General features: G+C 75.9%; 20 protein-coding genes. 11 read left to right on the plus strand and 9 right to left on the minus strand.

Going from position 1 to position 24,289, the window contains the following annotated elements:
* Nucleotides 1–6: 6 nt before the first annotated feature.
* The 3 genes from D1J60_RS05300 to D1J60_RS05310 are packed head-to-tail and all read left to right on the plus strand — an operon-like array spanning nucleotide 7 to nucleotide 5,104.
* On the plus strand, nucleotides 7–1,509 hold the full coding sequence (locus D1J60_RS05300) for an AMP-binding protein (RefSeq protein ID WP_125820323.1): 1,503 nt from the start codon (nucleotides 7–9) through the stop codon (nucleotides 1,507–1,509).
* Nucleotides 1,506–3,200, plus strand: coding sequence for an ABC transporter ATP-binding protein (locus D1J60_RS05305; protein ID WP_125820324.1), 1,695 nt, complete (start codon nucleotides 1,506–1,508; stop codon nucleotides 3,198–3,200). Before D1J60_RS05300 ends, D1J60_RS05305 begins: the two co-directional genes overlap by 4 nt.
* The gene (locus D1J60_RS05310; RefSeq protein WP_125820325.1) at nucleotides 3,197–5,104 is read left to right on the plus strand and encodes an ABC transporter ATP-binding protein; all 1,908 of its coding nucleotides are present in this window, start codon (nucleotides 3,197–3,199) and stop codon (nucleotides 5,102–5,104) included. The genes D1J60_RS05305 and D1J60_RS05310 overlap by 4 nt, the downstream gene beginning before the upstream one ends.
* Nucleotides 5,105–5,165: 61 nt before the next feature.
* On the opposite strand, the gene D1J60_RS05315 is transcribed toward D1J60_RS05310, so the two are convergent.
* Nucleotides 5,166–7,403 (minus strand): catalase, encoded by a 2,238-nt coding sequence (locus D1J60_RS05315; protein WP_125820326.1) that lies wholly within the window; start codon nucleotides 7,401–7,403, stop codon nucleotides 5,166–5,168.
* Nucleotides 7,404–7,561: 158 nt separating this feature from the next.
* Between D1J60_RS05315 and D1J60_RS05320 the strand changes: the two genes are divergently transcribed.
* Complete coding sequence (locus tag D1J60_RS05320) at nucleotides 7,562–7,753, plus strand: hypothetical protein (protein ID WP_125820327.1); 192 nt, start codon at nucleotides 7,562–7,564, stop codon at nucleotides 7,751–7,753.
* A 6-nt stretch (nucleotides 7,754–7,759) separates the two neighbouring features.
* Nucleotides 7,760–8,812: a DNA topoisomerase IB gene (locus D1J60_RS05325; protein WP_125820328.1), complete on the plus strand. Its 1,053-nt coding sequence runs from the start codon at nucleotides 7,760–7,762 to the stop codon at nucleotides 8,810–8,812.
* A 68-nt stretch (nucleotides 8,813–8,880) separates the two neighbouring features.
* On the opposite strand, the gene D1J60_RS05330 is transcribed toward D1J60_RS05325, so the two are convergent.
* Together D1J60_RS05330 and D1J60_RS05335 are read right to left on the minus strand one after the other, a co-directional pair.
* A complete protein-coding gene (locus D1J60_RS05330) occupies nucleotides 8,881–9,411 on the minus strand; it encodes a histidine phosphatase family protein (protein ID WP_125820329.1) in 531 nt (176 codons plus the stop codon).
* A gap of 71 nt (nucleotides 9,412–9,482) precedes the next feature.
* Nucleotides 9,483–10,667: an alcohol dehydrogenase catalytic domain-containing protein gene (locus D1J60_RS05335; protein ID WP_125820330.1), complete on the minus strand. Its 1,185-nt coding sequence runs from the start codon at nucleotides 10,665–10,667 to the stop codon at nucleotides 9,483–9,485.
* A gap of 213 nt (nucleotides 10,668–10,880) precedes the next feature.
* Here D1J60_RS05335 and D1J60_RS05340 point away from each other — a divergent pair, with 213 nt between their 5' ends.
* On the plus strand, nucleotides 10,881–11,294 hold the full coding sequence (locus D1J60_RS05340; protein ID WP_206436485.1) for a CBS domain-containing protein: 414 nt from the start codon (nucleotides 10,881–10,883) through the stop codon (nucleotides 11,292–11,294).
* A gap of 22 nt (nucleotides 11,295–11,316) precedes the next feature.
* On the opposite strand, the gene D1J60_RS05345 is transcribed toward D1J60_RS05340, so the two are convergent.
* Genes D1J60_RS05345 through D1J60_RS05370 form a run of 6 tightly spaced genes read right to left on the minus strand, consistent with a single transcriptional unit; the run spans nucleotide 11,317 to nucleotide 17,991 of the window.
* Complete coding sequence (locus tag D1J60_RS05345) at nucleotides 11,317–11,925, minus strand: GAF domain-containing protein (RefSeq protein ID WP_125594368.1); 609 nt, start codon at nucleotides 11,923–11,925, stop codon at nucleotides 11,317–11,319.
* Between the two features lie 25 nt (nucleotides 11,926–11,950).
* Complete coding sequence (locus D1J60_RS05350) at nucleotides 11,951–12,784, minus strand: S8 family serine peptidase (RefSeq protein ID WP_125820331.1); 834 nt, start codon at nucleotides 12,782–12,784, stop codon at nucleotides 11,951–11,953.
* The gene (locus D1J60_RS38605; protein ID WP_125820332.1) at nucleotides 12,781–15,957 is read right to left on the minus strand and encodes an adenylate/guanylate cyclase domain-containing protein; all 3,177 of its coding nucleotides are present in this window, start codon (nucleotides 15,955–15,957) and stop codon (nucleotides 12,781–12,783) included. Before D1J60_RS38605 ends, D1J60_RS05350 begins: the two co-directional genes overlap by 4 nt.
* 41 nt (nucleotides 15,958–15,998) lie before the next feature.
* Entirely contained in the window at nucleotides 15,999–16,226 is a 228-nt protein-coding gene (locus D1J60_RS05360; protein WP_125823881.1) for an aroma-sacti cluster domain-containing protein, read from the minus strand.
* Between the two features lie 11 nt (nucleotides 16,227–16,237).
* On the minus strand, nucleotides 16,238–16,900 hold the full coding sequence (locus tag D1J60_RS05365; protein ID WP_125820333.1) for an iron-containing redox enzyme family protein: 663 nt from the start codon (nucleotides 16,898–16,900) through the stop codon (nucleotides 16,238–16,240).
* A complete protein-coding gene (locus tag D1J60_RS05370; RefSeq protein WP_125820334.1) occupies nucleotides 16,897–17,991 on the minus strand; it encodes a radical SAM protein in 1,095 nt (364 codons plus the stop codon). Before D1J60_RS05370 ends, D1J60_RS05365 begins: the two co-directional genes overlap by 4 nt.
* A gap of 520 nt (nucleotides 17,992–18,511) precedes the next feature.
* Between D1J60_RS05370 and D1J60_RS05375 the strand changes: the two genes are divergently transcribed.
* From D1J60_RS05375 to D1J60_RS05395, 5 genes are read left to right on the plus strand one after another with little or no spacing between them, the layout of a single operon-like run.
* Nucleotides 18,512–19,759, plus strand: a complete 1,248-nt coding sequence (locus D1J60_RS05375) for a glycosyltransferase (protein ID WP_125820335.1) — start codon at nucleotides 18,512–18,514, stop codon at nucleotides 19,757–19,759.
* Nucleotides 19,731–20,693: a hypothetical protein gene (locus D1J60_RS05380; protein ID WP_125820336.1), complete on the plus strand. Its 963-nt coding sequence runs from the start codon at nucleotides 19,731–19,733 to the stop codon at nucleotides 20,691–20,693. Before D1J60_RS05375 ends, D1J60_RS05380 begins: the two co-directional genes overlap by 29 nt.
* A 38-nt stretch (nucleotides 20,694–20,731) precedes the next feature.
* A complete protein-coding gene (locus tag D1J60_RS05385) occupies nucleotides 20,732–21,949 on the plus strand; it encodes a radical SAM protein (RefSeq protein WP_125823882.1) in 1,218 nt (405 codons plus the stop codon).
* Between the two features lie 2 nt (nucleotides 21,950–21,951).
* Complete coding sequence (locus D1J60_RS05390) at nucleotides 21,952–22,896, plus strand: hypothetical protein (protein WP_125820337.1); 945 nt, start codon at nucleotides 21,952–21,954, stop codon at nucleotides 22,894–22,896.
* On the plus strand, nucleotides 22,893–24,284 hold the full coding sequence (locus D1J60_RS05395; RefSeq protein WP_125820338.1) for an MFS transporter: 1,392 nt from the start codon (nucleotides 22,893–22,895) through the stop codon (nucleotides 24,282–24,284). The genes D1J60_RS05390 and D1J60_RS05395 overlap by 4 nt, the downstream gene beginning before the upstream one ends.
* Nucleotides 24,285–24,289: the final 5 nt, after the last annotated feature.

Below are 24,289 nucleotides of genomic sequence, written 5' to 3' on the forward strand. Positions count from 1 at the left end.
GCTGCCATGACCCTGCCCAGCGTGCTCGACCCCTTCTTCGCCCTCGCCCGATCCGACCCGGACCGGCCCGCGGTCGTCGACAACGGAGTGACCGTCGGCTACGGCCAACTGGCCGGCTGGGCAGGGTCCGTGGCCGACCTCGTCGCCACCCGCGGCCCGGCGGGCGCGCAGCCGCCGGTGGCCGTCCAGGTCCACCACACGGCCCGCGACATCGCGGCCGTCCTCGGCGTCCTCGCCGCCGGCCGCGCCTACGTCCCCGTGGCCGACGGCCCCGCCGGCCACGCCGACGCGGCCCTGCGCCGGCTCGGCTGCCGGGAGCTGATCGCCACCGCCGGCCCGGGGGAGGTGTCCGCCGTCGACCGGGTGCTGCGGCCCAACTGGGGCCGGACGCAGGCCCCGCCCCGCGAGACCGGGGAACCGGTGCGGGCCGAGGACCCCGCGTACGTGCTGTTCACCTCGGGTTCCACCGGCGCCCCCAAGGCCGCCGCGATCCCGCACGGCGCGCTGCACGCCGTACTGCCCCCGCTGCGGCGGCAGTACGGCGTCGGGCCGGAGACCGTGGCCCTCAACTTCCACCGCATGGACGGTGACACCAGCCTGGAGGAGGTCCTGCCGGTCCTGCTGGCGGGAGGGCTCGTCGTCCTGGAGGAGGACAGCGAGGCCGACCTCGACCGGGTCCTGACCGACCACGAGATCACCCTGGTCAACCTGCCCGTCGACTACTGGCACGTCTGGACCGGCCACCTGCTGGACTCGGGGCGGACCGTGCCGGCCTCGCTCGAGACCGTCGTGATCGGCGGCGAGGCCGTCCGCCCGGACATGCTGGAGCGCTGGCGGCGGCTCGGCGCGGACGAGGTCGTCCTGCTCAACACCTACGGGTCGACCGAGACCGCGCTCGTCACCCACAGCGCGGTCCTCGCCGGGCCGGGCGCGCCCGCCTCCTTCCCCGCCGGGGTGCCGATCGGACGGCCGCTGCCCTCCGTACGGCAGGTGCTCGTACCCCGCCCCGACGCGCCGCACGGGCCGGCCGAACTCCTCCTGGCCGGGCCCCAGCTGGCCCTCGGCTACGTGGACGACCCGGAGCGGACCGCCGAACGGTTCCCGGCAGGCGATCCCGCGCCCGGCGGCGAACGCTGGTACCGCACCGGGGACCTCGTCACGGAGACCGCCGACGGCTCGCTCGTCTTCCACGGCCGCATCGACCACCAGGTAAAGATCCGCGGCCACCGGGTGGACCTCCTCGACGTGGAGGGGGCCCTGGGTCGGCTCCCCGGCGTCACCGCCGTCGCCGCGGCCGGCCACCGCAAGGGCGACCACACGGCGCTGGTGGCGTTCGTCGTCCTGTCCGGCCCGGCCGGAAGCGGGGACGGCACGGCGGACCTGCGCGAGCGGCTGCGGGAGGCGGTGCCCGCTCCCCTGGTCCCCGACCGGATCATCGCCGTGCCCGAACTCGTGCACACCCGCACCGGCAAGGTCGACCGCGCGGGCACCCTGGACCGGTACCTGTGAGCAACCGCCTCTTCGACGCCTCCGTCGACCCCGCCGCCGTCCCCGAGGCGGACTCCCGCGGCCCCTGGGCCTACCTGTGGTGGCTGGTGCGCATCCGGCCCTGGCCGCTCGTGCTCGCCGCCGCGCTCGGCGTGCTCTGGATGATCCCCCTCGCGCTGGTCCCGCTGGTCATCGGCCGGGCGATCGACGCGGCCGGGCAGGACACGGCGCAGACCGGCCTGTACCTGTGGTCGCTGCTCGCCCTCGGCCTCGGCGTCCTGCAGGCCCTCGCCGGCGCCGGCCTGATCCAGGCCGCCGTCGGGGCCGAGGCCCACGCCCTGTCCACCACGCACCGGGTGCTGATGCGTCAGGTGGTCCGCCTCGGCGCCACCCTGCGCGGCAAGGCCCGCGCCGGGGACGTCGCCGCCTCCGCCGCCGCCGACGTGGAGAGCATCGGCAACTCCTTCGAGGTCATCGGCCGCACCGTGGGCGCGGTCGTCGCCGCCGTCCTCGTGGCCGTGGCGCTCACCGTCACCTCGCCCGTCCTCGGACTGGCCGTGCTCGTCGGCGTCCCCGCCGCCGTGCTCAGCATCGGCCCGCTGCTGCGGCCCCTCCAGGAACGCGACGAGGCGCAGCGCGAGCTGATGGGCGTCGCCACCTCCCAGGCCGGCGACATCGTCGCCGGGCTGCGCATCCTGCGGGGCATCGGCGGCGAGGCGGCCTTCGCGGCCCGCTTCCGCCGCACCAGCCAGCAGGTCCGCCGGGCCGGCGAGTCCGCCGGCCGCATGGAGGCCTGGCTCCAGGCCGCCGGGGTCTTCCTGCCGGGGCTGGTCACCGTCGGGATCGTCTGGCTCGGTGCCCGCCTCGCCCTGAACGGCACCATCACCGCCGGGGAACTCGTCGCGTTCTACGGCGCCTCCGCCTTCCTCACCCTGCCCGTGAGCACCGCCACCGAGGCCGCCGAGACCCTCAGCCTCGCCAAGGTCGCCGCCGGCCGGGTCTGCACCCTGCTGCGCCTGACCCCCGACACCGTGCGGCCCGAGCTCCCCGAGCCGCTGCCCGCCGGGGCCCTCGCCCTGACCGACCCCGACAGCGGCATCACCGCCGAGGCCGGCCGGCTCACCGTGCTCACCGGCCCGGCCGACCGCATGGCCGACCTCGCCGACCGGCTCGCCCGCCCCGGGCCCGCCGGCCCCTCGGCCGTCCGGCTGGGCGGCGTACCGCTGGACCGGGTGGACCCCGCCGAGCTGTCCGCGCGGCTGCTGCGCTCCGGACCGGCCGACACCCTCTTCAGCGGCACCGTGCGCGAGGAACTGAGCGCCGGTTCCACGCGGTCCCGGGAGGCGCTGGCCCGGGCCCTGTACGCGGCCGACGCCTCCGACGTCGTCGCGGCCCTGCCCGGCGGACCGGACGCGTGGCTGGACGAGGGCGGCCGCGCCCTGTCCGGCGGCCAGCGCCAGCGCCTCGTCCTCGCCCGCGCCCTACTCGCCGCCCCCGACGTCCTCGTCCTGGAGGACCCCACCGCTTCCGTCGACGCCCACACCGAGGCCCGCATCGTCGACCGGGTCGCCGCGCTGCGCGCCGGACGCACCACCGTGGTGCTCTCCGACAGCCCCCTGTGGCGCGGCGCCGCCGACCGCACGGTCCGCCTCGCCGCGGAACCGGACGCCGCCGCCGACGGCCCCCACCGCTCCGCAGGAGTGCCCTCATGACCACCACCCCCGCCTCCACCCGGGCCCCCGCGGCGGACCCGGACACCGCCGTGGACCCCGCTCCCGCCGGACCGTCCGCCGCCGGGCGCCTGCCCCTCGCGGACCGGGCCGAGGTCCGCGCCTGGACCGGCGCGTTCGTCCGTACCGAGGCGCGCCGGCTGGCCCTCACCTTCGGACTGTTCGCCGCCGCCCTGGTGGCCGGACTGATCGGCCCTCGGCTGCTGGGGCACCTGGTCGAGTCCATCAAGAACGGCACCACCGCCGGCCGGGTCGACGTCCTCGCCCTGACCTTCGTCGCCATCCTCGTCGCCCACGCCCTCCTGGCCCGCGCCGCCCGCACCCAGGCCACCCTGCTCGGCGAACGCGTCCTGGCCCGCACCCGCGAGGGCTTCGTCCGCCGCGTCCTCGGGCTGCCCCTGTCCGAGGTGGAGGCCGTCGGCACCGGCGACCTGCTCAGCCGGGCCACCAACGACGCCGACCGGCTGAACGAGAGCATCCGCCAGGCCGTCCCGCGCATCGCGCTGGCCGCCGTCACCCTGGTGTTCACCTTCGCGGCGATCCTGCTCACCTCGCCGCTGCTCGCCCTCGGCCTGCTGGCGGGCGTGCCCTTCGCCGCCCTGTCCACGTGGTGGTACCGGCCGCGGGCCACCCGCGCGTACGAGCGGCTGCTCGCGCAGGAAGCCGACGTACTGGCCGTCACGCACGAGAGCACCCGCGGCGCCGCCACCATCGAGGCCCTCGGCCTCGGCCCCCGGCAGACCGGCCGCCACGGCGCGGCCGTCGACCGGGTGGTCCGCACCCGGCAGCGCACCACCTGGCTGCAGACCATCTGGTTCCCCAGCCTGGACCTGGCCACCATGGTCCCGATGGCGCTCACCCTCCTGATCGGGGGTCTGGCCTATCAGCGCGGGGAGGTCGGGCTGGCGGAACTGACCGCCGTCGTCCTCTACGTCCAGGCCCTCGGCGAACCCCTCAACGACCTGCTGACCTGGACCGACGAGCTGCAGATCGGGAACGCCGCGCTGCGGCGCATCCTCGGCGTCGAACGGCTGCCCAGGGAGGAACCGCGTCCGCCCGCCGTGCTCGACGGGCACGCCCTGCGCCTGGAGGGCGTCGGCTTCGGCTACGGTCCCGGCCGCGAGGTGCTCAGCGGCATCGACCTGACCATCGCCCCCGGCGAGAAGCTGGTGGTCGTCGGCGCCTCGGGGGCGGGCAAGTCCACTCTGGGCAAGCTGCTCGCCGGGGTGCACCACGCCACCCGGGGGACCGTCAGCATCGGCGGCGCCGACGTGGCCCGGCTGCCGGTGGGCCAGCTGCGGCAGGAGGTCGTCCTGGTCACCCAGGAGCAGCACGTGTTCACGGGCACGCTGCGGGACAACCTGACCCTGGCCGCCCAGGAGGCGGGGGCCGCCGGGGACGCCGAGGGGACCACGGACCCGGCCGGCCCGGCGGACGACCGCCTGTGGGAGGCGCTGGAGACCGTCCTCCTCGCGGACTGGGCCCGCTCCCTGCCCGAGGGCCTGGACAGCGAGATCGGCCCGGGCACCGCCCCGGTCTCCCCCTCCCACGCCCAGCAGCTGGCCCTGGCCCGCCTGCTGCTGTCCGACCCGCACGCGCTGGTCCTGGACGAGGCCACCGCCCTGCTGGACTCGACGGCGTCACGCCGCGTCGAGCGCTCGCTGGCGGCCCTGATCGAGGGCCGCACGGTCATCTCGATCGTGCACCGGCTGGACTCCGTGCACGACGCCGACCGCATCGCGGTGATGGAGGCGGGCCGGATCGTCGAACTCGGCAGCCACACCGAACTCCTGGCGGCCGACGGGGCCTACGCGGCCCTGTGGCGCTCCTGGTCCGGGGCCGGCGCCCCGTCCCGGGGGGAGGGGGCGTCCCCGAAGAAGCCGTGACCGACCCGGCCGTGACCGCCCCCGGCCGGGTCGGGCGGGGGCGGGTCAGGCGGGGGCCGGGTCAGGCGGCGGGCGGGAACCTGTCCCACGCCCGGTGGCCGGCCAGGGCCTCGGTGACCCCTTCGACGGCCGAAGCGCCGTCCTCGCCCAGGGTGACGCCGGGGCCGTCGGCGGCGATGCCCAGGGCGCCGAGGAGCCCGGCGGCGCCGTTCCAGCCGCCGATGGCCTTACCGTGCCGGTAGGCCTCGGTGAGCAGGAGCGCGACCCGCGGGTCGCAGGCCTCGGGCGCGGGTGCCCCGGCCTTCGCGTCCCGTGCGCCGTGGGCGTCGGAGCCCGGTGCGGGCGTGCCCGCGAGCAGCAGGGCGTCGAATTCCACGGACCGGGCGGTGGCGTAGGTGCGCTGGACGGTGATGGGGTCGCCGTCCGCGGCGAGGGTGCCGCCGGTGGGGGCGACGACGAGCGGGACCATGCCGGAGTCCAGGACGGCCTGCCGGGCGGTCCGTACGCCGTCCAGGTCGGACGCCGGGTCGGCGATCAGGCCGACCACGCGGCCGTCCGCCGGCCAGGTGGATCCCAGCTGCGAGAGGGCGGGGCTGGGATCGGGCGTCACGAGGGGGACGGTCGCGGCGGGGGCGGGCAGTCCGAGGCCTTCGGCCACCTGCGCGCAGAGTTCGGGGTCGATGTTCGCCAGGACCCCCAGGGTGCGTTCCCGGACGGCCTGCTCGTGGCACTTGCCCAGCTCGAAGGTGTAGGCGGCGATGATGTGTTCGCGCTCGGGCGGGGTCATGCTGAGCCAGAAGAGCCGGGGCTGGGTGAAGTGGTCCGAGAAGGAGGCGGGCGCCTCGCGGACCTTGCTCGCCGCGGGGACCTCGACGGGGGCTTCCACGAAGGCGGCGGTGTCTGCGCCCGCGAGGAAGGGGCAGCCGCCGTCGAGGCTGTTGGGCCGGTAGGGGGCGACGCCGGTGTGGACGGCGCTCTGGTGCATGCCGTCGCGGAGCATGTCGTTGACGGGCGCGTGCGGCCGGTTGACGGGGATCTGACCGAAGTTGGGGCCGCCCAGCCGGCTGATCTGGGTGTCGAGGTAGGAGAACAGCCGGCCCGCGAGGAGGGGGTCGTCGGTGACGTCGATCCCGGGGACGAGGTGGCCGGGGTGGAAGGCGACCTGTTCGGTCTCGGCGAAGAAGTTCTTGACGTTGGCGTTCAGGGTCATCAGCCCGATGGGCTGGACGGGGGCCAGCTCCTCGGGGACGAGTTTGGTGGGGTCGAGGAGGTCGATGCCCTCGAAGGTCTGCTCCGGGGTGTCGGGGAAGACCTGGATGCAGAGCTCCCACTGCGGGAACGCACCGGCCTCGATGGCGTCGAAGAGGTCCCGGCGGTGGAAGTCGGGGTCGGTGCCGCTGATCAGCTGGGCTTCCTCCCAGACCAGGGAGTGCACCCCGAGCCTCGGCTTCCAGTGGAACTTCGCGAGGGAGGTGTCGCCGGTCGGGCCGACGAGGCGGAAGGTGTGGACGCCGAAGCCCTCCATCATCCGGTAGGAGCGCGGGATGCCCCGGTCGGACATGTTCCAGAGGGTGTGGTGGGTGGCCTCGGTGTGCAGGGACACGAAGTCCCAGAACGTGTCGTGGGCGCTCTGCGCCTGCGGTATCTCCCGGTCGGGGTGCGGCTTGCCGGCGTGGATGACGTCGGGGAACTTGACGGCGTCCTGGATGAAGAACACCGGGATGTTGTTGCCGACCAGGTCGAACGTGCCCTCGTCGGTGTAGAACTTCGTCGCGAAGCCCCGGGTGTCGCGCACCGTGTCGGCGGACCCGCGCGAGCCGAGCACGGTGGAGAACCTGACGAACACGGGGGTCTCCACGCCCTTCGCCAGGAAGGCGGCCCGCGTGACCTCACCGGCCGTGCCGTAGCCCTGGAAGACGCCGTGCGCCGCGGCGCCGCGCGCGTGGACAACGCGCTCGGGGATCCGCTCGTGGTCGAAGTGGGTGATCTTCTCGCGCAGGTGGTGGTCCTGGAGGAGGACCGGCCCGCGGGGTCCTGCCTTCAGGGAGTGGTCGCTCTCGTAGAGCCTCGCGCCCTGGGCGGTGGTGAGGTACGCGCCGCCCTGTGCGACCTGCGACTGGTCCGCCCCGGTGGCCTGGCCGGTGGGGCCGACCGTCTCGGGGCCCTCCTGGTCCGCCTTGGGCGGGAGCGGTGCCGCGGGGTCCACCGGTTCGGCCACGGACGGGGACACCGGTCCGGGCTTGCCCGGCAGACCGGCGTCGTCCGGCCGCGATGCCGCAGGGGTGCGCTTCGTGGTCATGTGTTCTCCCGGATTTCTCGAACGGAAGCCGGGCGGAGCACGCCGTCCCGCCCCTGCTTCCTCGGCCGTTCTCGTCGGCCGCCTACCCGCTCCGCCGGAATGAACCCCGTCGCGTCGGGACCCGGGTGCGCCGGCACGTACCGGGGTAGGCGCCCGGCATGAAGCAGACAGAGCAGTGGAAACCGGGTGAGATCGTCACGCAGAGCGGCATCTACGCCTGTGACTACGGCAGGGAACACCCGTGGAGCAAGAGCACCGACGTGCGCGGGCACCGGTTCCCTCCCCTCCCCTACGACTGCCCGGGGCGGGCGTGGACCCTGCGGACGCAGTCCCACCCCGACGCGGACTGACGGCAGGTGGCCGCGCGGCTGCGGACCAGCGACCCGCACGGCCCGGGGTGGCGCCGGGTGCGGCACGGCCGCGGGTTCCGTTACCTGGGGACGGACGGGCTGCCCCTCTCCCCGGCGGACCGTGAACGGGTGCGCGCCCTCGTGATCCCGCCGGCCTGGCAGGACGTCTGGGTCTGCCCCTGGCCCAACGGCCACGTCCAGGCGGTGGGGACGGACGCCGCCGGTCGGCGCCAGTACCTCTACCACCCGCGCTTCCGGGAGCGGCAGGACGCGGCCAAGCACGCGCACGTCCAGCGGGTGGCCCGCTCGCTGCCCCGACTGAGGAAGCGGGTGGCGAGCGACCTCGACGGGCGCGGACTGACCCGCGTCCGCGTGCTGGCCTGCCTGACCCGCCTCCTCGACCTGGGCTTCCTGCGCGTCGGCGGGGAGCGCTACGCCCGTGACAACGGGAGCTTCGGGCTGACGACCCTGCTGCGGGAGCACGCCTCCTGCCGGGGCGGGGAGATCCGCCTGTGCTTCCCCGCCAAGTCCGGCAAGCAGGTCACCCGGGCCCTCGTCGACGAGCAGGCCCACGCGGTGGTCCGGGCGCTGCTCCGGCGCAGGGAGCCGGGCCCGCGGCTCTTCGCGTACTGGGAGCGCGGGGCGTGGCACGAGCTCCACGCCGAGGACCTCAACGCCTACCTGCGGGACCGGTCGGGGCAGGACGTGACCGCGAAGGACTTCAGGACCTGGTGCGCGACCGTGCTGGCCGCGGTGGCCCTGGCCGTGTCCGAGGGCACCGCCGACGGCTCCCCCGCCCGCCGGAACGGGGTGGTGGCCCGCGCCGTGCGGGAGGTCAGCGGGTACCTGGGGAACACCCCCGCCGTGTGCAGGGCCTCCTACATCCATCCGCGCGTCATCGAGCTCTACGAGGAGGGGGAGACGGTCGCCCCGGCCCTCGGAACGCTCGGCAAGGACGGCGTCTTCGGCCGGCCGGCCACCCACGGACGCGTCGAACGCGCCGTGCTGCGGCTCCTGCGGTCCGGGGACGGAGAAGGGGAGGAGGACGGGGAGGGGTGAGGCTCGCAGGGTGCAGCACGCGGCGCCCGCCGGGTTCTCGGCGGGCGCCCGGCCGGCTCCTCGGCGGGTCAGTCGGACGGCGACCAGACGGCCGCCACGGTCCCGCTGCCCGGGTACAGCCGCTCCCAGCCGCCGGGTACGTCCACCACCACCACGCCCGAGGTCGGGAAGCCCGCCGCCACCCGCTCCAGCAGGTCCGGGGGTCCGCTGCCGCACAGGCCGGCGGCCAGTTCGTGGATGCCCGAGTTGTGGCCGACCAGCAGCAGGGACCCGAGGCCCCGCCCCCGCTCGGCCAGTACGGAGACGAGCACGCTCGGGGCCGCGTTGTAGAGCCGGTCGTCGTACACGGCGGGCGGCGGGTCCGCCAGCGCGGGGGCCGCCAGCTGCCAGGTCTGGCGCGTCCTGCGGGACGGGGAGCAGAGCACCAGGCCGGGCGCGAACCCGCTGTCCGCGAGCCAGCGGCCCGTGCGGGGGGCGTCGGCCCTTCCCCGGTCGCTCAGCGGGCGGTCGAAGTCGTCGGTCGGCTGGCCCTTGGGTACGGCCTTCGCGTGCCGCACCAGCAGCAGCCGGCACGGGCCGGTGGTCCTCGCCTGGTCCATACCGGCCGCCTGCCCACGGGGCGGGTGCGGAAACGCCTGCGGAGATGCCCGCGGATGCCCCTGCGGGTCCGTCACGGGTGGAAGAGGACCTTCACCATGTTGTCCCTCTTCTTCTGGAAGTCCTCGTACGCCCGGGGGGCGTCGTCCAGGGACAGGTGGTGCGTGGCGAAGCCCTCGGCGCCGAGGGGGTCTCCGTCGGTCAGCAGGGGGAGCAGGTCGTCGACCCAGCGGCGGACGTTGGCCTGTCCCATGCGCAGCTGGATCTGCTTGTCGAACATCGTCAGCAGCGGCATCGGGTCGGCGGCTCCGCCGTAGACCCCGGAGATGGAGACGGTGCCGCCGCGGCGTACGAGGTCGACGGCCAGGTACAGGGCGGCCAGGCTGTCCACGCCGGCCTTCTTCATCAGCGCGGCGGCCAGGGCGTCGGGGAGCAGGCCGGTGGCGGTCTGCGCGGCCCTGGCGCCTGCGCCGCCGTGGGCCTCCATGCCGACGGCGTCGATCACGGCGTCCGGGCCGCGGCCGCCGGTGGCGCCGCGGACGGCGTCGACGAGCTGGTCCCCGTACTGGAGCAGGTCGAAGACCTGTACGCCGTTTCCGGCGGCACGGGCGAGCCGTTCGGGCACCAGGTCGATGCCGATCACCCGGCCGGCCCCCCGGTGGGCGGCGATGCGGGTGCACATGTCGCCGATGGGTCCGAGGCCCAGGACGGCGACGCTGCCGCCCGGCGGGACGTCCGCGTAGACGACGGCCTGCCAGGCGGTCGGCAGGACGTCCGACAGGTAGACGAACCGTTCGTCGGGCGGTCCCTCGGGAACACGGATGGGGAGGGTGTCGGCGAAGGGGACGCGCAGGTATTCGGCCTGCCCGCCGGGGACCTGCCCGTAGAGCTTGGTGTACCCGAAGAGGCTCGCGCCGCTGCCGTGTTCGTGGACCTGGGTCGTCTCGCACTGCGAGTGCAGCCCGCGCTCGCACATGAAGCAGGTTCCGCAGGACACGTTGAACGGTACGACGACCCGGTCGCCGGCCTTCAGTTCCCGGACCTGCGGCCCCACCTCGGCGACCACCCCCATCGGTTCGTGTCCCAGGATGTCCCCCGCGTCCAGGAACGGCCCCAGCACCTCGTACAGGTGCAGATCGGATCCGCACAGTCCGGTCGTCGTCACTTCGATCACGGCATCCGTGGGTTCGACGATCCGCGGATCCGGAACGTTCGCCACCTCGATCTTGCGGCGGCCCTGCCAGGTCACGGCCTTCATCACGTCCTCCTCCGCTGCGCACGGCTCCGGTTCCCCGCGGCCCGGGTTCACGGCCGCTAAGCGGCGGCTGTCCACTCACGGCCGACCCATGCCTGCGGGACGTGCCCAATGACCCGTGCGGCGGCTGCTTGGGGGCCCCGGCAGGGGGCAGGCGGGCCGGTAGCGGGCCGCCGGGACCGGCCCCGTGGCCGATCACGCCTCGGGAGGCACACCGTGACCACCGCACGCGAGATCATGACGCCGGACGCGACCTGCGTCGGGGCGGACGACAGCATCCTGGACGCGGCGAAGAAGATGACCGGCCTCGGGGTGGGCGCGCTCCCGATCTGCGGCAGCGACCAGCGGCTGAAGGGCATGCTCACCGACCGCGACATCGTCGTGAAGGTCCTCGGCGCCGGGAAGGACCCCGCCACCTGCAAGGCCGGCGAGTTCGCCCAGGGCGAGGCGGTCACCATCGGGGCCGACGACGACACCGCCGAGATCCTGCGCACGATGACGCAGCACAAGGTCCGCCGCCTGCCCGTGATCGACGGCCACACCCTCGTCGGCATCGTCGCCCAGGCCGACGTCGCCCGCTCCCTGCCCGACCCGCAGGTCGGCCGGCTCCTGGAGGCCCTCTCCAGCTGACGCCCCGGCCGGCCGCCGCCGCTCACTCTCCGAGGAGGCGGCGGGCCTGCGCGAGCAGGCGCAGGAGTTCGGTGCGCGAAGGCCCGTCCGGGGCGTCCTGCGCGTCCCGGAGGTCCGGCGTCCGCGGGGGCCGCCGGGGCGTGCGGGTGGTCAGCACGTGCAGGGCCACGGCGGCCTGCCGGGCGAAGAGGCCCAGCAGGTCGAGTTCCGGCAGGCCGGACCGGGCCTGCGGGGAGGGGTCGAGGACCTCCAGGACGCCGAGGACCCGGTCCCCGCGGACGAGGGGGGCGGCCATCAGCGCGTCCGGGACGTAGCCGGTGGACTCGGCGATGTCCCGGTCGAAGGAGGCGTTGTCGCGCAGGTCGTCGACCACCATCGGCTCCCCCGAGGCGGCGACCCACCCGGCGATCCCCCGGCCCGCCGGGAAGCGGCGGCCCACCAGGAACTCCTGTCCCTGCCCGGAGACGGCCTCGAAGGCGAGTTCGCCGGCCGCGGCGTCCAGGAGCATGACGGAACTCGCCTGCGCGCCGAAGATGGCGCGTGCGGTGTCCACCACCGACTGCAGGAGTTCCGCCACGGCGGGATCCGGGCGGGGTGTCGCGGACGCGGCGGGTGCGATCGTCTGGGCCATGGGGCTTCCCTTCCGGCGCCGGTCGTTACCGGCGTCCGTGCACACGGACGTTGGCTGCGGACAGGTACAGGGCGTTCTTCAGCTGGAACGGTGTCAGCCGGGGGCCGCTCGACAGGATCCGCGCGCACAGCCCCGAGATGAACGGAGTGGCGTAGCTGTTGCCGGAGCTGCTGATCGAGGTGCCGCCGAGCCACGCCACCCGGACCTTCTGGCCGGGGGCGAAGAACTCCACCGGGGGCTCGGGGTTGTAGAGGTGGAGGTCCGGGTCGTCCTCCTGGTGGCTGCCGACCGAGATCACCGAGGAGAAGCGCCAGGGAAAGCTCTCCACGCGCGTGTTGTGCGCGGCGGCGACGATCACGGTCTGCTGGAAGTACGCCTCGTCGGCCAGCCGGCGCAGTTCCTCCACGAAGCGGTCGTGGGTGGTGGACAGGCTGAGGTTGACCACGTCGAAGCGCTGGCGCACGGCCCACCGGATCCCTTCGAGCAGGACGTCCCCGCTGCCGGAGAACCGGTCGCCGAGCACCCGGATGCTGGACAGCTCGCAGTCCGGCGCGGTGCGCCGGATGATCCCGGCGCAGGCGGTTCCGTGGCCGCAGGCGTCCCCCTCCTCCGTCTCCTCGACGTGGACCCCGTCGTCGTCCTTGAAGACCCGCCACGACCGGTCGACCGGGCCGACCATGGGGTGGTCCCGTTCGACGCCCGAGTCGACGACGCAGACGCGTACGCCGTGCCCGGAGCCGCCGACCAGGCCCTGCTCGGGCGGGTCCGGCGGGCCGTCGGCCTCCACGGGCACGTCGGCGGCGCTCCGCCCCCGCAGGCCCCAGGTCAGTGCGGGCCCCGGTTGGGGCGCGGCGGTCATCGTGGTCCTTCCTTTCCGGCTGCGGCGGCCCGTCCGGCGGCGGGTCCGTGCCAGGGCGAGAGGCCGTGGCAGCGGGAGAGCACGGCCTCGGCCCGGCGTACGGCGGGGAGGTGGCCCTTGGCGGCGAAGTGACGGCGGGCGCGCGTCGCGGCGGCGGCCGCGTCGGCGGGGCGGTCCAGTGCGAGGTCCGTACGGGCGAGGTCGAGGGCGGCGGTGCCCTGGACGAGGGGCGAGTCGGTGCGGGCGGCAGTGGCGAGCGCCCGGGCGGCGAGCCGGGTGGCGGCCGCGGCCCGTCCCTGCGCGGCGGCGATGCGGGCGCGCAGGCCGTCGAGGTCCGCCGACTCGGCCCGCGGCCGGGCCGGCCGGGCCCGCTCGGCGTCCAGTTCGGCGAGGGTGCCGCGGGCGGTCCGCCAGTCGCCGAGGTCCAGCCGGATGCGGGCGGTGTCCAGCAGGGCGCTGCGCAGCAGGGCCGTGGCGCCCAGGTCGCGCGCGGCGGTGGCGGCCCGTTCCAGGCTCAGCAGCGCCTCCTCGCGGCGGCCGGCCAGGTCGGCGACGGCCGCGGTGAAGATCGGCAGGAAGGCGTCGGCCTCCGCGTAGCCGAGCCGCTTCGCGAGGTGCCCGGCCTCCGCGAGGCAGGCCGAGGCCCCGTCGCGGTCGTCGTGGAGGGCCAGCACCACCGCCAGCGGGCAGTTGAGCGTCAGCCGGACGGCCCGGCGGCCGGCTCCCTGGCCGGCGAGGAGTTCGCGGCAGCGGGCCACGGCGTCCGGTACCGGCTGGGGGCCGCGCCAGAGCGAGACTCCGGTCGCGCCGAGGGCCGCGGCCCGCTCCGGCTCGGCGTCGGCGCGCACGGCGTGGTCCAGGGCGCCCGCGAGGAGCCGCTCCGCCCTCCGGTGCCGGCCTTCTTCCTGGGCGCGCTGGGCGAGCCGCAGGCAGGCCCGAGCCTGGCCGAGTTCGTCGCCGGCGGCCGCGAAGACGGGCAGGGTGGCGTCGGCGGCCTCCGCCGGCGACTCGTCGGCCGCGGCGGGGCCGGGGCCGCCGGATGCGCCGGGTCCGCCGGCGGACCGGCCGGCGGAGGCCAGGGCGAGGCGGGCGTGCGCGGTCTCCACCGCCTCCCCTCCGCCGGCCCGGGCCTCGGCCAGCACCTCTTCGAGCAGCGCCCTGCCTTCGGGGGCGCGCCCGAGGTCCAGCAGCGTCTGTCCGAGCCGCCTGCGGGCCGCCGTGCTGCCCGGCTCGCCGGGCGCGTACCGGGCCGTGGCCCTGGTGAGCACGTCGGCCGCCCACACCGGGTCGGCGTGGGCCAGTGCCAGGCGGCCGGCCTCGGCGAGGGCGTCGGCGGCGCGCCGGCGCAGCCCGTCGGTGTGCGCGTCCTGGGCGCCGAGCTCGACCCGGTAGCGGTAGGCCTGTTCGAGATGGCCGCCGACCGCCGCGCTGCCCCGGCGGCGGACCGAGTCCAGCCGGGCCGCCCGTTCGTGCCGGTCGGCCCGGTCCTGCTTGGACTGGCTGGCGTAGACGACCTCCTGGATCAGTCCCCCGGCGAAGCGGAACGCCTCGCCGTCCGGCCTGATCAGGCGGTGCCGGACCAGCCGGTGCAGCACGGGCCGCAGCCCGGGCCCGGTCCACTCCGGCGCGGGCCGTCCGGCGAGTTCCGCCAGTTCGCCGGCGGTGAAGTCGCCGCCCAGGACGGACGCCAGGCCCAGGGCCCGGTGCTCGGGCGGGTCGAGCGCGTCGATCCGGGCCCCGATCAGGGCCTGGAGCGGGAGCGGGACGCTGTCCGCGTCGACGGGGTCCCCCGCGACCAGCAGCTGCTCCAGGTGCAGCGGGTTGCCGCCGACCCGTGCCAGGACCCGTTGGCCGAGCGGGCCGCCGTGCGCCGTACCGCCGGTCAGCTCGGCGGCGAGGAGCTGTGCCTCGGCGTCGGAGAGCCCGCCGAGGGGCACGGCTCCCAGGGACAGCGCAGGCCGTGCGTCGAACAGTTGGGGGCGGGTGAGCAGCACGATGAGGACGGCCGCGTCGGTGAGTGCGCGCAGCAGCCGGTCGAGGGCGTCGAAGAGGGGCTGCGCGGCCCAGTGGCAGTCGTCGATCACCAGCACCACGGGTTCGGCCGCGGAGAGGCCGGCGAGGACCTTGGCGAGGGCGGCGCAGGTGTCGGCGGGCGAGGGGTTGGGGGTCCCGTCCAGCAGCAGGCCCTGGCGGAGCAGGTCGAGTTCGGGCGAGGGGGCGGCCGCTCCGGTCCCGAGGAGGTCGGCGACGGCGTCGGCGAGGGGTCCGAGGGTGGGCTGTTCGCCCCGGGCCCGGCAGCGCCCGACGCCGTGGCGCGGGCCGCCGGCCGTGGCCGTGGCCCGGTGGAGCCACTCCCGCAGGAGGCGGGTCTTGCCCTGGCCCGCCTCCCCTCCGACGACCAGGCGGCCGGCCCGGCGGGTGCGGACCACGCGCTCCAGCGCCTCGTCGACGAGGGCGAGTTCGCGGCTCCGGCCGATGAACGCGAGGTCGAACCGGCGCAGCGCCTCCGGGCCCTCCTCCTCGTCCAGGCCGAGCAGGCGGTGGGCGGCGACCCGGTCCTTCTTGCCCTTGAGCAGCAGCGGGCCGGTCCGCGCCGTCCGCACGCCCGGCCCGGCGGCGGCCAGGGTGCCGGGTCCGATGAGGATCTCCCCGGCGGCAGCGTTCTGTTCCAGGCGGGCGGCGACGTTGACCACCTCGCCGGAGACCATCGCCTGCCGCGCTGTCGCCGAACCGGTCACCGCCTGACCGGTGTTGAGGCCGATGCGCATCTCGAGCCGGACGCCGACGCCCTGTTCCAGCCGGAGGTTGAGGCCGGCGAGCGCCTCCCGCATGCCCAGGGCGGCGGCCACCGCGCGGCGGGCGTCGTCCTCCCGTACGGCCGGCACGCCGAAGACGGCCATGACGGCGTCCCCGATGAACTTCTCGACGGTGCCGCCCTGTTCCTCGATCCGCAGCCGCATCAGGTCGAACCAGCGGAGCGTCACCGAGCGCAGGGTCTCCGCGTCGAGCGCTCCGGAGAGCGCCGTGGAGCCCACCAGGTCGCAGAAGAGGACGGTCACCACCTTGCGCCCGGTCGGCCGGGCCGTGACCGGCCCCTCGGCACACGGGCTGCCGCAGGCGGGGCAGAACCGGGCGTCGGGCGGCAGTGCGCTGCGGCACGAGGTGCACGGCATGGGTTCCTCCGGTGGACGCGGGGCGGCGGGGGCGGCAGGGGTCAGAAGAGGGCGCCGCCCGCGACGTCGGCGTGGGCCTGTACTTCGGGGGCCGCCGCGTCGAGCCGCCCCCTGATGTCGACGAGCAGGGCCAGTTCCTCCGGGGCGAGGGCGCGCAGGACCTCCAGCTGGTCCTCGCTCAGGCGGTCGGTGTCGAAGCCCGCGTCGGTCAGCGCCCGCAGGCTGGGCGCCGGCGGGGCGCCGCCGGGCGGGGCGTCGTCGTGGGGCACGGTGTCCTCGGTCACGGGTGTCCTCCGGGGTCTGCGGCGAGCGAGAGGAAGAGCCGGGTCAGCAGGTCCGCCGTGTGCAGCGCGCTGACGGAGACGGCGGTCTGCAGGTCCGGGGGGAGCGCGAGCGCGTCCAGCACCCGGTGGAGGTCGTCAAGGTGGCCGCCGTCGAGCTCGGCGTGTTCCCTGAGGGTGCGGAAGGCGGCGCCGGGGAGGCCGGTGGCCTCGGCGAGGCGGTCGGCGAGCCGGGGGCCGGGGGCGTTGCCCTCCAGGACCGCGACGTAGCCGAGCAGCGTGACGGGGTGCTCGTGCTCGATCCGGTAGTACTGCGCTCCGGCGAGTTCGACGGCGACGGGGTGGGGTACGGCGGCCGGCCGGGCACCGGCGGCGGCGAGGTCGTCGAGCAGCCAGGCGTCGTGGTCGCGCTCCTCCCCGGCGTGGCGCAGGCAGTACGCCGCGAGGGTGCGGGCGGCCGGGCCGTCGAGCTCGGCGCACCGTTCGGCGGCGCGCTCCAGCAGCGGCACGGAGGCCCGTACGAGCGGGTGCATGGCCGCCAGGTAGCGGGGGTAGCGCTGCCGCAGCCCGTCCGGCCGCCACAGGAGCGCGGTCGCGGCCCGCAGGGCGGTGGTGGTGGGCATGAGCTTGGTCCTGAGCGCGAGGGACGCGGTGGCGGTCATCGCCGGCTCTCCCGCGCCGCGGGCGGTACGGGCGGCGGCTCGACCAGGTGCGCCCAGCGGGCGCAGCCCATGCGCCGCACCAGGGCGGCGGGTCCGGCGGCGCGCTGCTGCTGCTCGGCGAGCCGGTCGAGGAGTTCGCCGACCCGGCCCCCGCCGTCGCGGGCCGCGCCCGCGAGGACCTCGGGGCGGTCGGCGAGCGCGTGGCAGCTGCGGCAGTAGCCGGCCGGGGCGGGCGCCGTCCCGTGGCGGGCGTGCAGCCGCCGGGGGCCGACGGCACGCAGCATCCGCAGGACCGGGGAGCCGAGGGAGCGTTCCCGGACGGCCGGCCAGTCGTCTTCGGCGATGTGCCCGAGCCGCAGGTGCGCGGGGACGGGGCGGCGGTCCACCGTCCACTGGTTGCAGCAGGCGGTCACGGTCCCGTCGAAGGCGACCACCGGCCAGGCCGCGAGGGTGCACGGCGCCGCGGTGGAGCCGTCCGGTCCGGCGGGGGCGGCGGGGGCGAGGCCGGTGGCCCGGCCGAGCGGGCGGACCTCGTTGACGAGGAGGGGCACCCGGTCGGCGAAGGCGCGGCGGACGTCGGCGACGACGTCCGCCAGGTACGGGTCGTCGGGGCCGGTGCCGGTGAGGTGGATGCTGGCGGGGATCCCGGCGTCGAGGACGGCCCGCAGGGCGCGCAGCACGTCCGCGCGCGGGACCTCGCGCTCGTGGTGGACGTCCAGGCTCGCCGAGAAGTGGTCGAGGGAGGTGATCGCCCGCATGATCCGGTCGGGGACGCGGCCGCCGCGGGCGAAGAACATCCCGCTGAGCAGTGCCGTGCGGGAGCCCGCGGCGCGGGCGAGGCCGGCCAGGCGGGCGGCGAGTTCCGGCAGCAGCAGCGGTTCGCCGCCGGTCAGCATGACCACCTCGGGGCGGTCCTGCGGGCCGAACGAGCCGATGAAGCGCAGCAGGTGGGCCGGGTCGGGCTGCTCGGTGGCGGCCATGGAGGAGTCGGTGGAGCAGTGCGCGCAGCTCATCGGGCAGCGCCGGGTGAGCGCCACCAGCAGGCCGCCGCAGGGCACCGGCCGCAGGCCGATGAGTTCCGCCAGCTCCACGTCTCCTCCTCGGTGCGCGTGCCGCACGCTCGTGCCGCGCGCGGGTGGTGTCCCGGATCGTGGCCGTGCGCGCCGGATTTCCGGTTCACGAACGCCTGGTGACCGGTTGGTCCGCAGGTCGCGGCGGTCGGCGCCGGGGCGTGGCGGAGCGTACGGCGGCGGTCCGGGGGCGTCGCGCGTCCGTGTGCTCGGTGCATACCGGTGCCGAACCGGCGGCCAGGCGTTCCCGTACCGGGCGTCCGTACGTTTCTTCTCAGCCGGCGGGACGACGCCGACAACCGAAGGAGACGGACATGCCCGAGAACACGAACCCGGAGACCGAGAACGAGGACATCGAGGTCGTCGCCCACAGCGAGGACGAAGAGGCCGAGGCCGGCTGCATCGTCAACCACAGCCACGAGATGTGACGATCCGTCACCGCGTGTGAGCACCGCGCGGGCCCCCCGGCTCCCGGCAGTTGTCGCCGGGGCCGGGGGCCCGCGGCCACTCTGGCACCGGAACCGCTGGGAGCGGCACGACCATGAAGATCCTTCTCTGTCCGCTCAGTGACGGCGGCTACCTCTACCCCGCGGTCGCGGCCGGCCTGGAGCTCCGGCGCCGGGGCCACGACGTCAGCGTGCTGGGCCGGTCCACCGCGGCGGCCGCCGCGGCCGGTGCCGGACTGCCGTTCGCCGCGGCGGAGGAGTACGGCGGCCACCGGGCGTTCTCCGCCACCTGGTGGGGGCCGGGCGGCGCGGCGCAGTACCGGGCGACCGTGCGCGCGGCCCGGGAGACGGGGGCCGACCTGCTGGTCACCTCCGTGCTCTGCAACGGCGCCCTGCTCGCCGCCGAGACGCTGGACGTCCCGGTGGTGGTGATCGGGCTGTCGGTGCACCTGTGGGACTACGCGGCCGGCGGCGACGACGAACCGCACCTGGGCCGGACCCGGCAGAGCCGGACGCGGGACTGCCTGCGGATCCACGCCGACCTGCGGGAGGAGACCGGTCTGGCGGGGCGTGCGCCGCGGTGGGCGGACGAACCGCTGCTCGGCGACGCGTTGCTGCTGCGGGGGGACCCGGAGCTGGAGTATCCGGGCGGGCTGCTGCCCGAGCGGGTCCGGCACGTGGGGCCGCTGTCCTGGGAGCCGACGCCCGACCCGGCGCGGACCGAGGCGATCGGGGAGCACCTGTCGCGGTCGGGCAAGCCCGTCGTGTACGTCCATCTCGGCCGTTCCTTCGAGGGCGGCAGCCTGTGGCCGCGGCTCAACGAGGCCTTCACCGGCGGCCGGTTCCAGGCCGTGGTCGAGCAGGGCCGCTCGACCGACCCGCGGCCCGCCCCGGACGCGGACGTCCTGCTGGTCCGCGAACGGTGGATGGGACCGCTCGTCGACCGCGCCGGCCTCGTGCTGAGCAGCGGCACCTCCGCGCCCGTGCTGGCCGCGCTCCTTCGCGGACTCCCCCTCGCCCTCGCGCCCAACGGCTCCGAGCAGCCCCTGCTGACGGGCGCCTGCGTGCGGGCCGGTGTGGCCGCGCACTTCCCCAAGAGCCCGGCCGTTCCGGCTCAGGCCCTGCTGGAGTCCGCGTGGCGGGACGACGGCCTGCGGGCCCGCGCCCGCGTGCTCGGCGGCCGGCTGGCCGCGATGGACGGCGCGGCGCGCGCGGCCGACGTCGTCGAGCGGGTGGCCGGGGCGTCCCCGGCTCCCCCGGCCGGGGTGTCCGCGGCTCCCCCGGCCGGGCCGTCCGTTCCCACGAAGGAGAAGCATGAGTACGCGATCAGCGGGCCTGGATGAGGCCCTGGCCGGCCTGTCGGCGGGCGCGCGGCGCTGGACGGCGCGGCACGCGCCCTACCTCGACTCCCCGGCCGCCCGTGCCGAACTGCCGGTGGTGCCGCGCGTGAAGGCCCTCCTGCAGCTCGCGATGCTCCGCCGCTCCTGGGAGCGGTGCGCGCCCGCGGACCCCCTGCTGCCCGGGGTGACCGGGGTGGTCGAACGGGCGTGGCGGGACCCGGACTTCCCCCGGCTCCTCACCCTCGAAGGCCGGCACGCCCGGCAGTTCGAGCTGATGTACGGCGCGCTCGACCCGGCCGGCGCCGCCACCGGAGCGCCCCGTGCCGTACTGGACCGGCTGGCGGCCGGGAGCTACCTGACGCCGGGACGCAAGCCGCCGTTCCTGCACCTGGAGGCCCGGTTCTACGCCGATCTCGCGGGCGTCCCGCACCGGTTCGCCCCGTACGAGGAGCTGTACGCGGCGAGTCCGCTCCCCCGCGCCGCCACGCTGCCCGTGGCGGACCTGGACGGCTGCCAGGTCGCGCACACCCTCTGCTACCTCGGGGACTTCGGCCTGCGCGGCCTGCCGCTTCCCGAGGACGAGCGGGAGCGGGCGCTGCGCGTGGTGGAACGGCTGACGGACCACTGCGTGGGGCTCGGCGACTGGGACGTCACGGCGAAGCTGCTGCTCGCCCAGTACTGCCTGGGCGCGGACCCGCTGCGCACCCCCTCCGGCGCGGCCGGCCTGCGGATGCTGCACGCCGCACAGGCCCCGGACGGGGCGGTTCCAGGACGCTGTGCCGCCGAGCGGGCCCCGGCGGACGCCACGCCCGTGGAGTACTTCCGCAAGTCCTACAAAGTGACCCTCGTCGTGGCGCTGATGACGCTCGTCGTCACCGGCGGCCGGACCGGCGAACCCGCCCTGACAGCGGCAACGGCCGTACGGGAGAACCTGTGAGCATCGACCAAGCGGTGAACGTCGGCCTGCCCGTGAACATCGGCCGGGCACCCGGCTCCGGCCCGCAGGCCCCGGCCCCCGAGCCGCTCCCCTCCGGCGCCCGCCTCCTGAAGGGCGAGCGGAACTGGTGGTTCCTGGGCCCGGGCGGGGTGGCCCGGCTCCGCGACCGGCACGTCACCCCCGAAGGGGCCCTGCTCCCCGACGCGGAACGGCGGCTGCACGAGAGCGGCATGTTCGCCCCCGGCCGGATCAGCTCCTACGCGCTGACCGTCCTCACCAGCACCCACTGCAACCTGGGCTGCGGGTACTGCTTCCAGAACACCGCCCAGGACCAGGCGGGCGGCAGCCGGCCGCCCCGGATCGGCCGCTGCCGCCTCACCTCGGACACCATCACCCAGATCCTCGGCTTCACCGAGCGGCAGATGGCCGCCGCCGGCCTGGAGAAGCTCAGGATCCTGCTCTTCGGCGGGGAGCCCCTGCTCAACCCGCGCGGCTGTCTCGAACTGCTGGAGCGCGCCGCGGACATCGCGCCCACCTCGGCCTGGATGATCTCCAACGCCACGCTCCTCACCCCACACCTGGCCCGCCGGCTCGCGGACCTGGGGCTGACCTCCGTCCAGGTCACCTTCGACGGCGACCGCGCCGACCACGACCGCATCCGGGTCGGCCGGGCGGACGGCGGCGCCACCTTCGACAGGATCGTCGGCAACATCGCCGGGGCCTGCGAGGCCACCGCGCTCCAGTGGACGCTGCGGGTGAACGTCTCCCAGGAGACCTTCCACGGCGTGGACGCCCTGATCGACCGGCTGGCCGGCGCCCTCGACCCCGCCCGGTGCACGCTGTACTTCGCCCGGATCGGCGACGTGGGGGTCGGCTACGCCAACAGCCTGCTGCACACGGGCGAACTCCCGGCCGCCTTCGGCCGGTGGCAGCGCCGGGCACTCGACCTCGGCTTCACCGTGAGCCGCCCCGGCGCCCGCAAGACCTGCGTCACCTGCGGCCACACGGACGGCCGCTACGGCGCCGTGGTGAGCGCGGACGGCACCCTGGCCAGCTGCTGGGAGACCGCGGGCAAGCCCGACTGGGAGGTCGGCACGGTCGCCGACGGCTACCAGCCGGCCGAGCGGACCCGCGACCGCTGGATCGCCTGCCAGGACCTCTACCGCTACGACGAGGACGCGCGGACCCTCGCGCGGTTCCGCGACTCCGTCGACACGGCCCTGCTCGACTACCTGCACGAGACGGGGCGCCTGTAGCCATGGCCTCCCCCCTGGAGCGGCTGTCCTCGCGCGCGCTCGGCTGGCTGGCCGCGAACCTGCACCACTTCGACCCGTTCTCCGCGGGCGCCCGGTCCGCGGCGCCCCAGGGCAGGGCGAAGGCGGCGCTGGAGCTGGCGCTGCTGTGCCACTGCGCGGCCCGCCTGGGCCGCCCCGTGGACGGACTGGACGCGGCCACCGCCCTGGTCCGCCGGCTCTGGCAGGACCCGGCCCTGCCGCCGCTGTTCGCCGCCGTCCCCGGGTACGCGTCCGCGTACGGGCTGGCCTGCGCCGCACTGGCCCCGGACGGGATCGACGGCACGCAGGTCCGGGAGGCGCTCGCCGGGGTCGGCCCCGGGTTCCTCTCGCCGCGGGGCAGGACCCCCTACCAGCGCATCGAAGTCCGCCACTACGCGGACAAGGCCGGGGTCCCCCACACCGTCGAGCCGTACGCCGAACTCCTGCCGCACAGCCCGCTCCTCGCGCTCCGCCCCGTCGGCGACGGGGACGCGCCCGGCAGGGACGGGGGCGGGGGCGGGGCTCCGCTCACCGTCCCGCAGGCGTACGCGGTGACGCACACCGCCTTCTACGTGGGCGACTTCGGCCGCACCTCCCCTGGGCTGACCGGGGACGCACCGGCGCACGCCCTGGACCTGGTCGACCGGCTGCTGCTCCACTGCGTCGGGCACGACCTGTGGGACCTGGCCGCGGAACTGGTCCTCACCCGGTTCATCCTGGGGACCGACCCGCTGGACTCGCCCTCGGGAGCCGCGGCCGTCGCCCGCCTGGTGCGGGCCCAGCGGCCCGACGGGGCCCTTCCCGGCCGGTCGGCCGAGCTCGCGGCCCGGCCGGCCGCGCCGGGCCGCGCGTTCTTCCGGAAGGCCTACCACACGACCCTGGTCACCGCCCTGATGGCGCTGGTCGTCTCGTCGCCGAGGCCGTCGTGACCCCGCGGCTGACCCTGATCAACCGCGACTACACCCGGCTGTGGATCGGCCAGGCCGTGTCCTCCGTCGGGGACGCCGTCTTCAGCACGACGCTGGTGCTGTGGGTGGCCACCGTGCTGGCGAAGGACGAGCCGTGGGCGCCGCTCGCGGTCAGCGGCATCGTGATGGCGTCGAGCGTCGCCGTGCTGGTCATCGGCCCGCTCGCGGGCGTGTTCGTCGACCGCTGGGACAAGCGCGCCACGATGCTGCGCTCCGAGGTGCTCCGCGGCGCGCTGGTCGCCGTGCTGACGGCCGTCGCCTTCCTGCCGGCCGACGCCCTCCCGGCCGGCGTCTGGCTCGCCGTGGTCTACGCGACCGTCCTCCTGCTGCACACGGCCGGCCAGTTCTTCTCCCCGGCGCGCTTCGCCGTCCTCGCCGACCTGGTGACCGGGGACGCCGACCGCGCCCGGGCGGCCGGCATCGGGCAGGCCACGGGCGAGACGGCCTGGATCGTCGGGCCGCCGCTCGCCGCACCGCTGCTGTTCGGCGCCGGACTGCAGTGGGCCCTGCTCTTCAACGGCCTGACGTACGCGGTGTCCTACGCCGCCATCCGCTCCATCCGCCTCCCCGGCACCGGCACGAACCCCGCCGGACCGGGCGGCCCGCGGCGGCCCGCCGGACGGCAACGGGCTTCGCTGCGGCGGGAGTTCGCGGACGGCCTGCGGTTCTTCGCGGGCAGCGGCTTCCTGGTGGCGCTGCTCCTGCTCTCCGTCATAGGGCAGTTCGGGATCGGGGCGCTGGGCACCCTCAACGTCTTCTTCGCCACCGACAACCTCCACGCGGACGCCCGCCTCTACGGATACCTCGGCATGGCCATGGGCGCGGGCGGCATCGCGGGGGCGCTGGCCGGGGGCCGGGTGGTGCGGTGGCTCGGGGCCCGCCGGACCACCTGGACCGCCCTGCTGGTCAGCGGTGTGCTGCTGGTCGCCTACTCCCGGCAGACCTCCTTCACCGGCGGCACCGCCCTGCTGTTCGTGTTCACCGTTCCGCTCACCGTGCTGAACACCGCGATGTCGCCGCTGCTGCTGGCGGCGGCGCCCCCGGACTACCGGGGCCGCGTGATGGCCGTGTTCTACCCGGTGACCCGGCTGGCTTCGATGCTCTCCGCGGCCCTGTCCGGCTGGCTCGCCGGATCCGTCCTGCGGGACGCGCACGGCTCGCTCGGCGGGCTCCGGTTCGGCCCCGTCGACACGGTCATCGCCGCGTCGGGGCTGATCGTCCTCCTGGCCGGCTTCTACGCGATGGCCGCCCTGCCCCGTACGGAGGACGCCGCCGGGCGGACCGCCGGGCCAGACGTCCCGAAGGGCCCGCCCGCGCCGCACCCCGTATCCCGGCCCGAACCCAGATGAGGGAG

This window comes from Streptomyces sp. W1SF4, assembly GCF_003950035.1.
Lineage (GTDB): Bacteria > Actinomycetota > Actinomycetes > Streptomycetales > Streptomycetaceae > Streptomyces > Streptomyces racemochromogenes.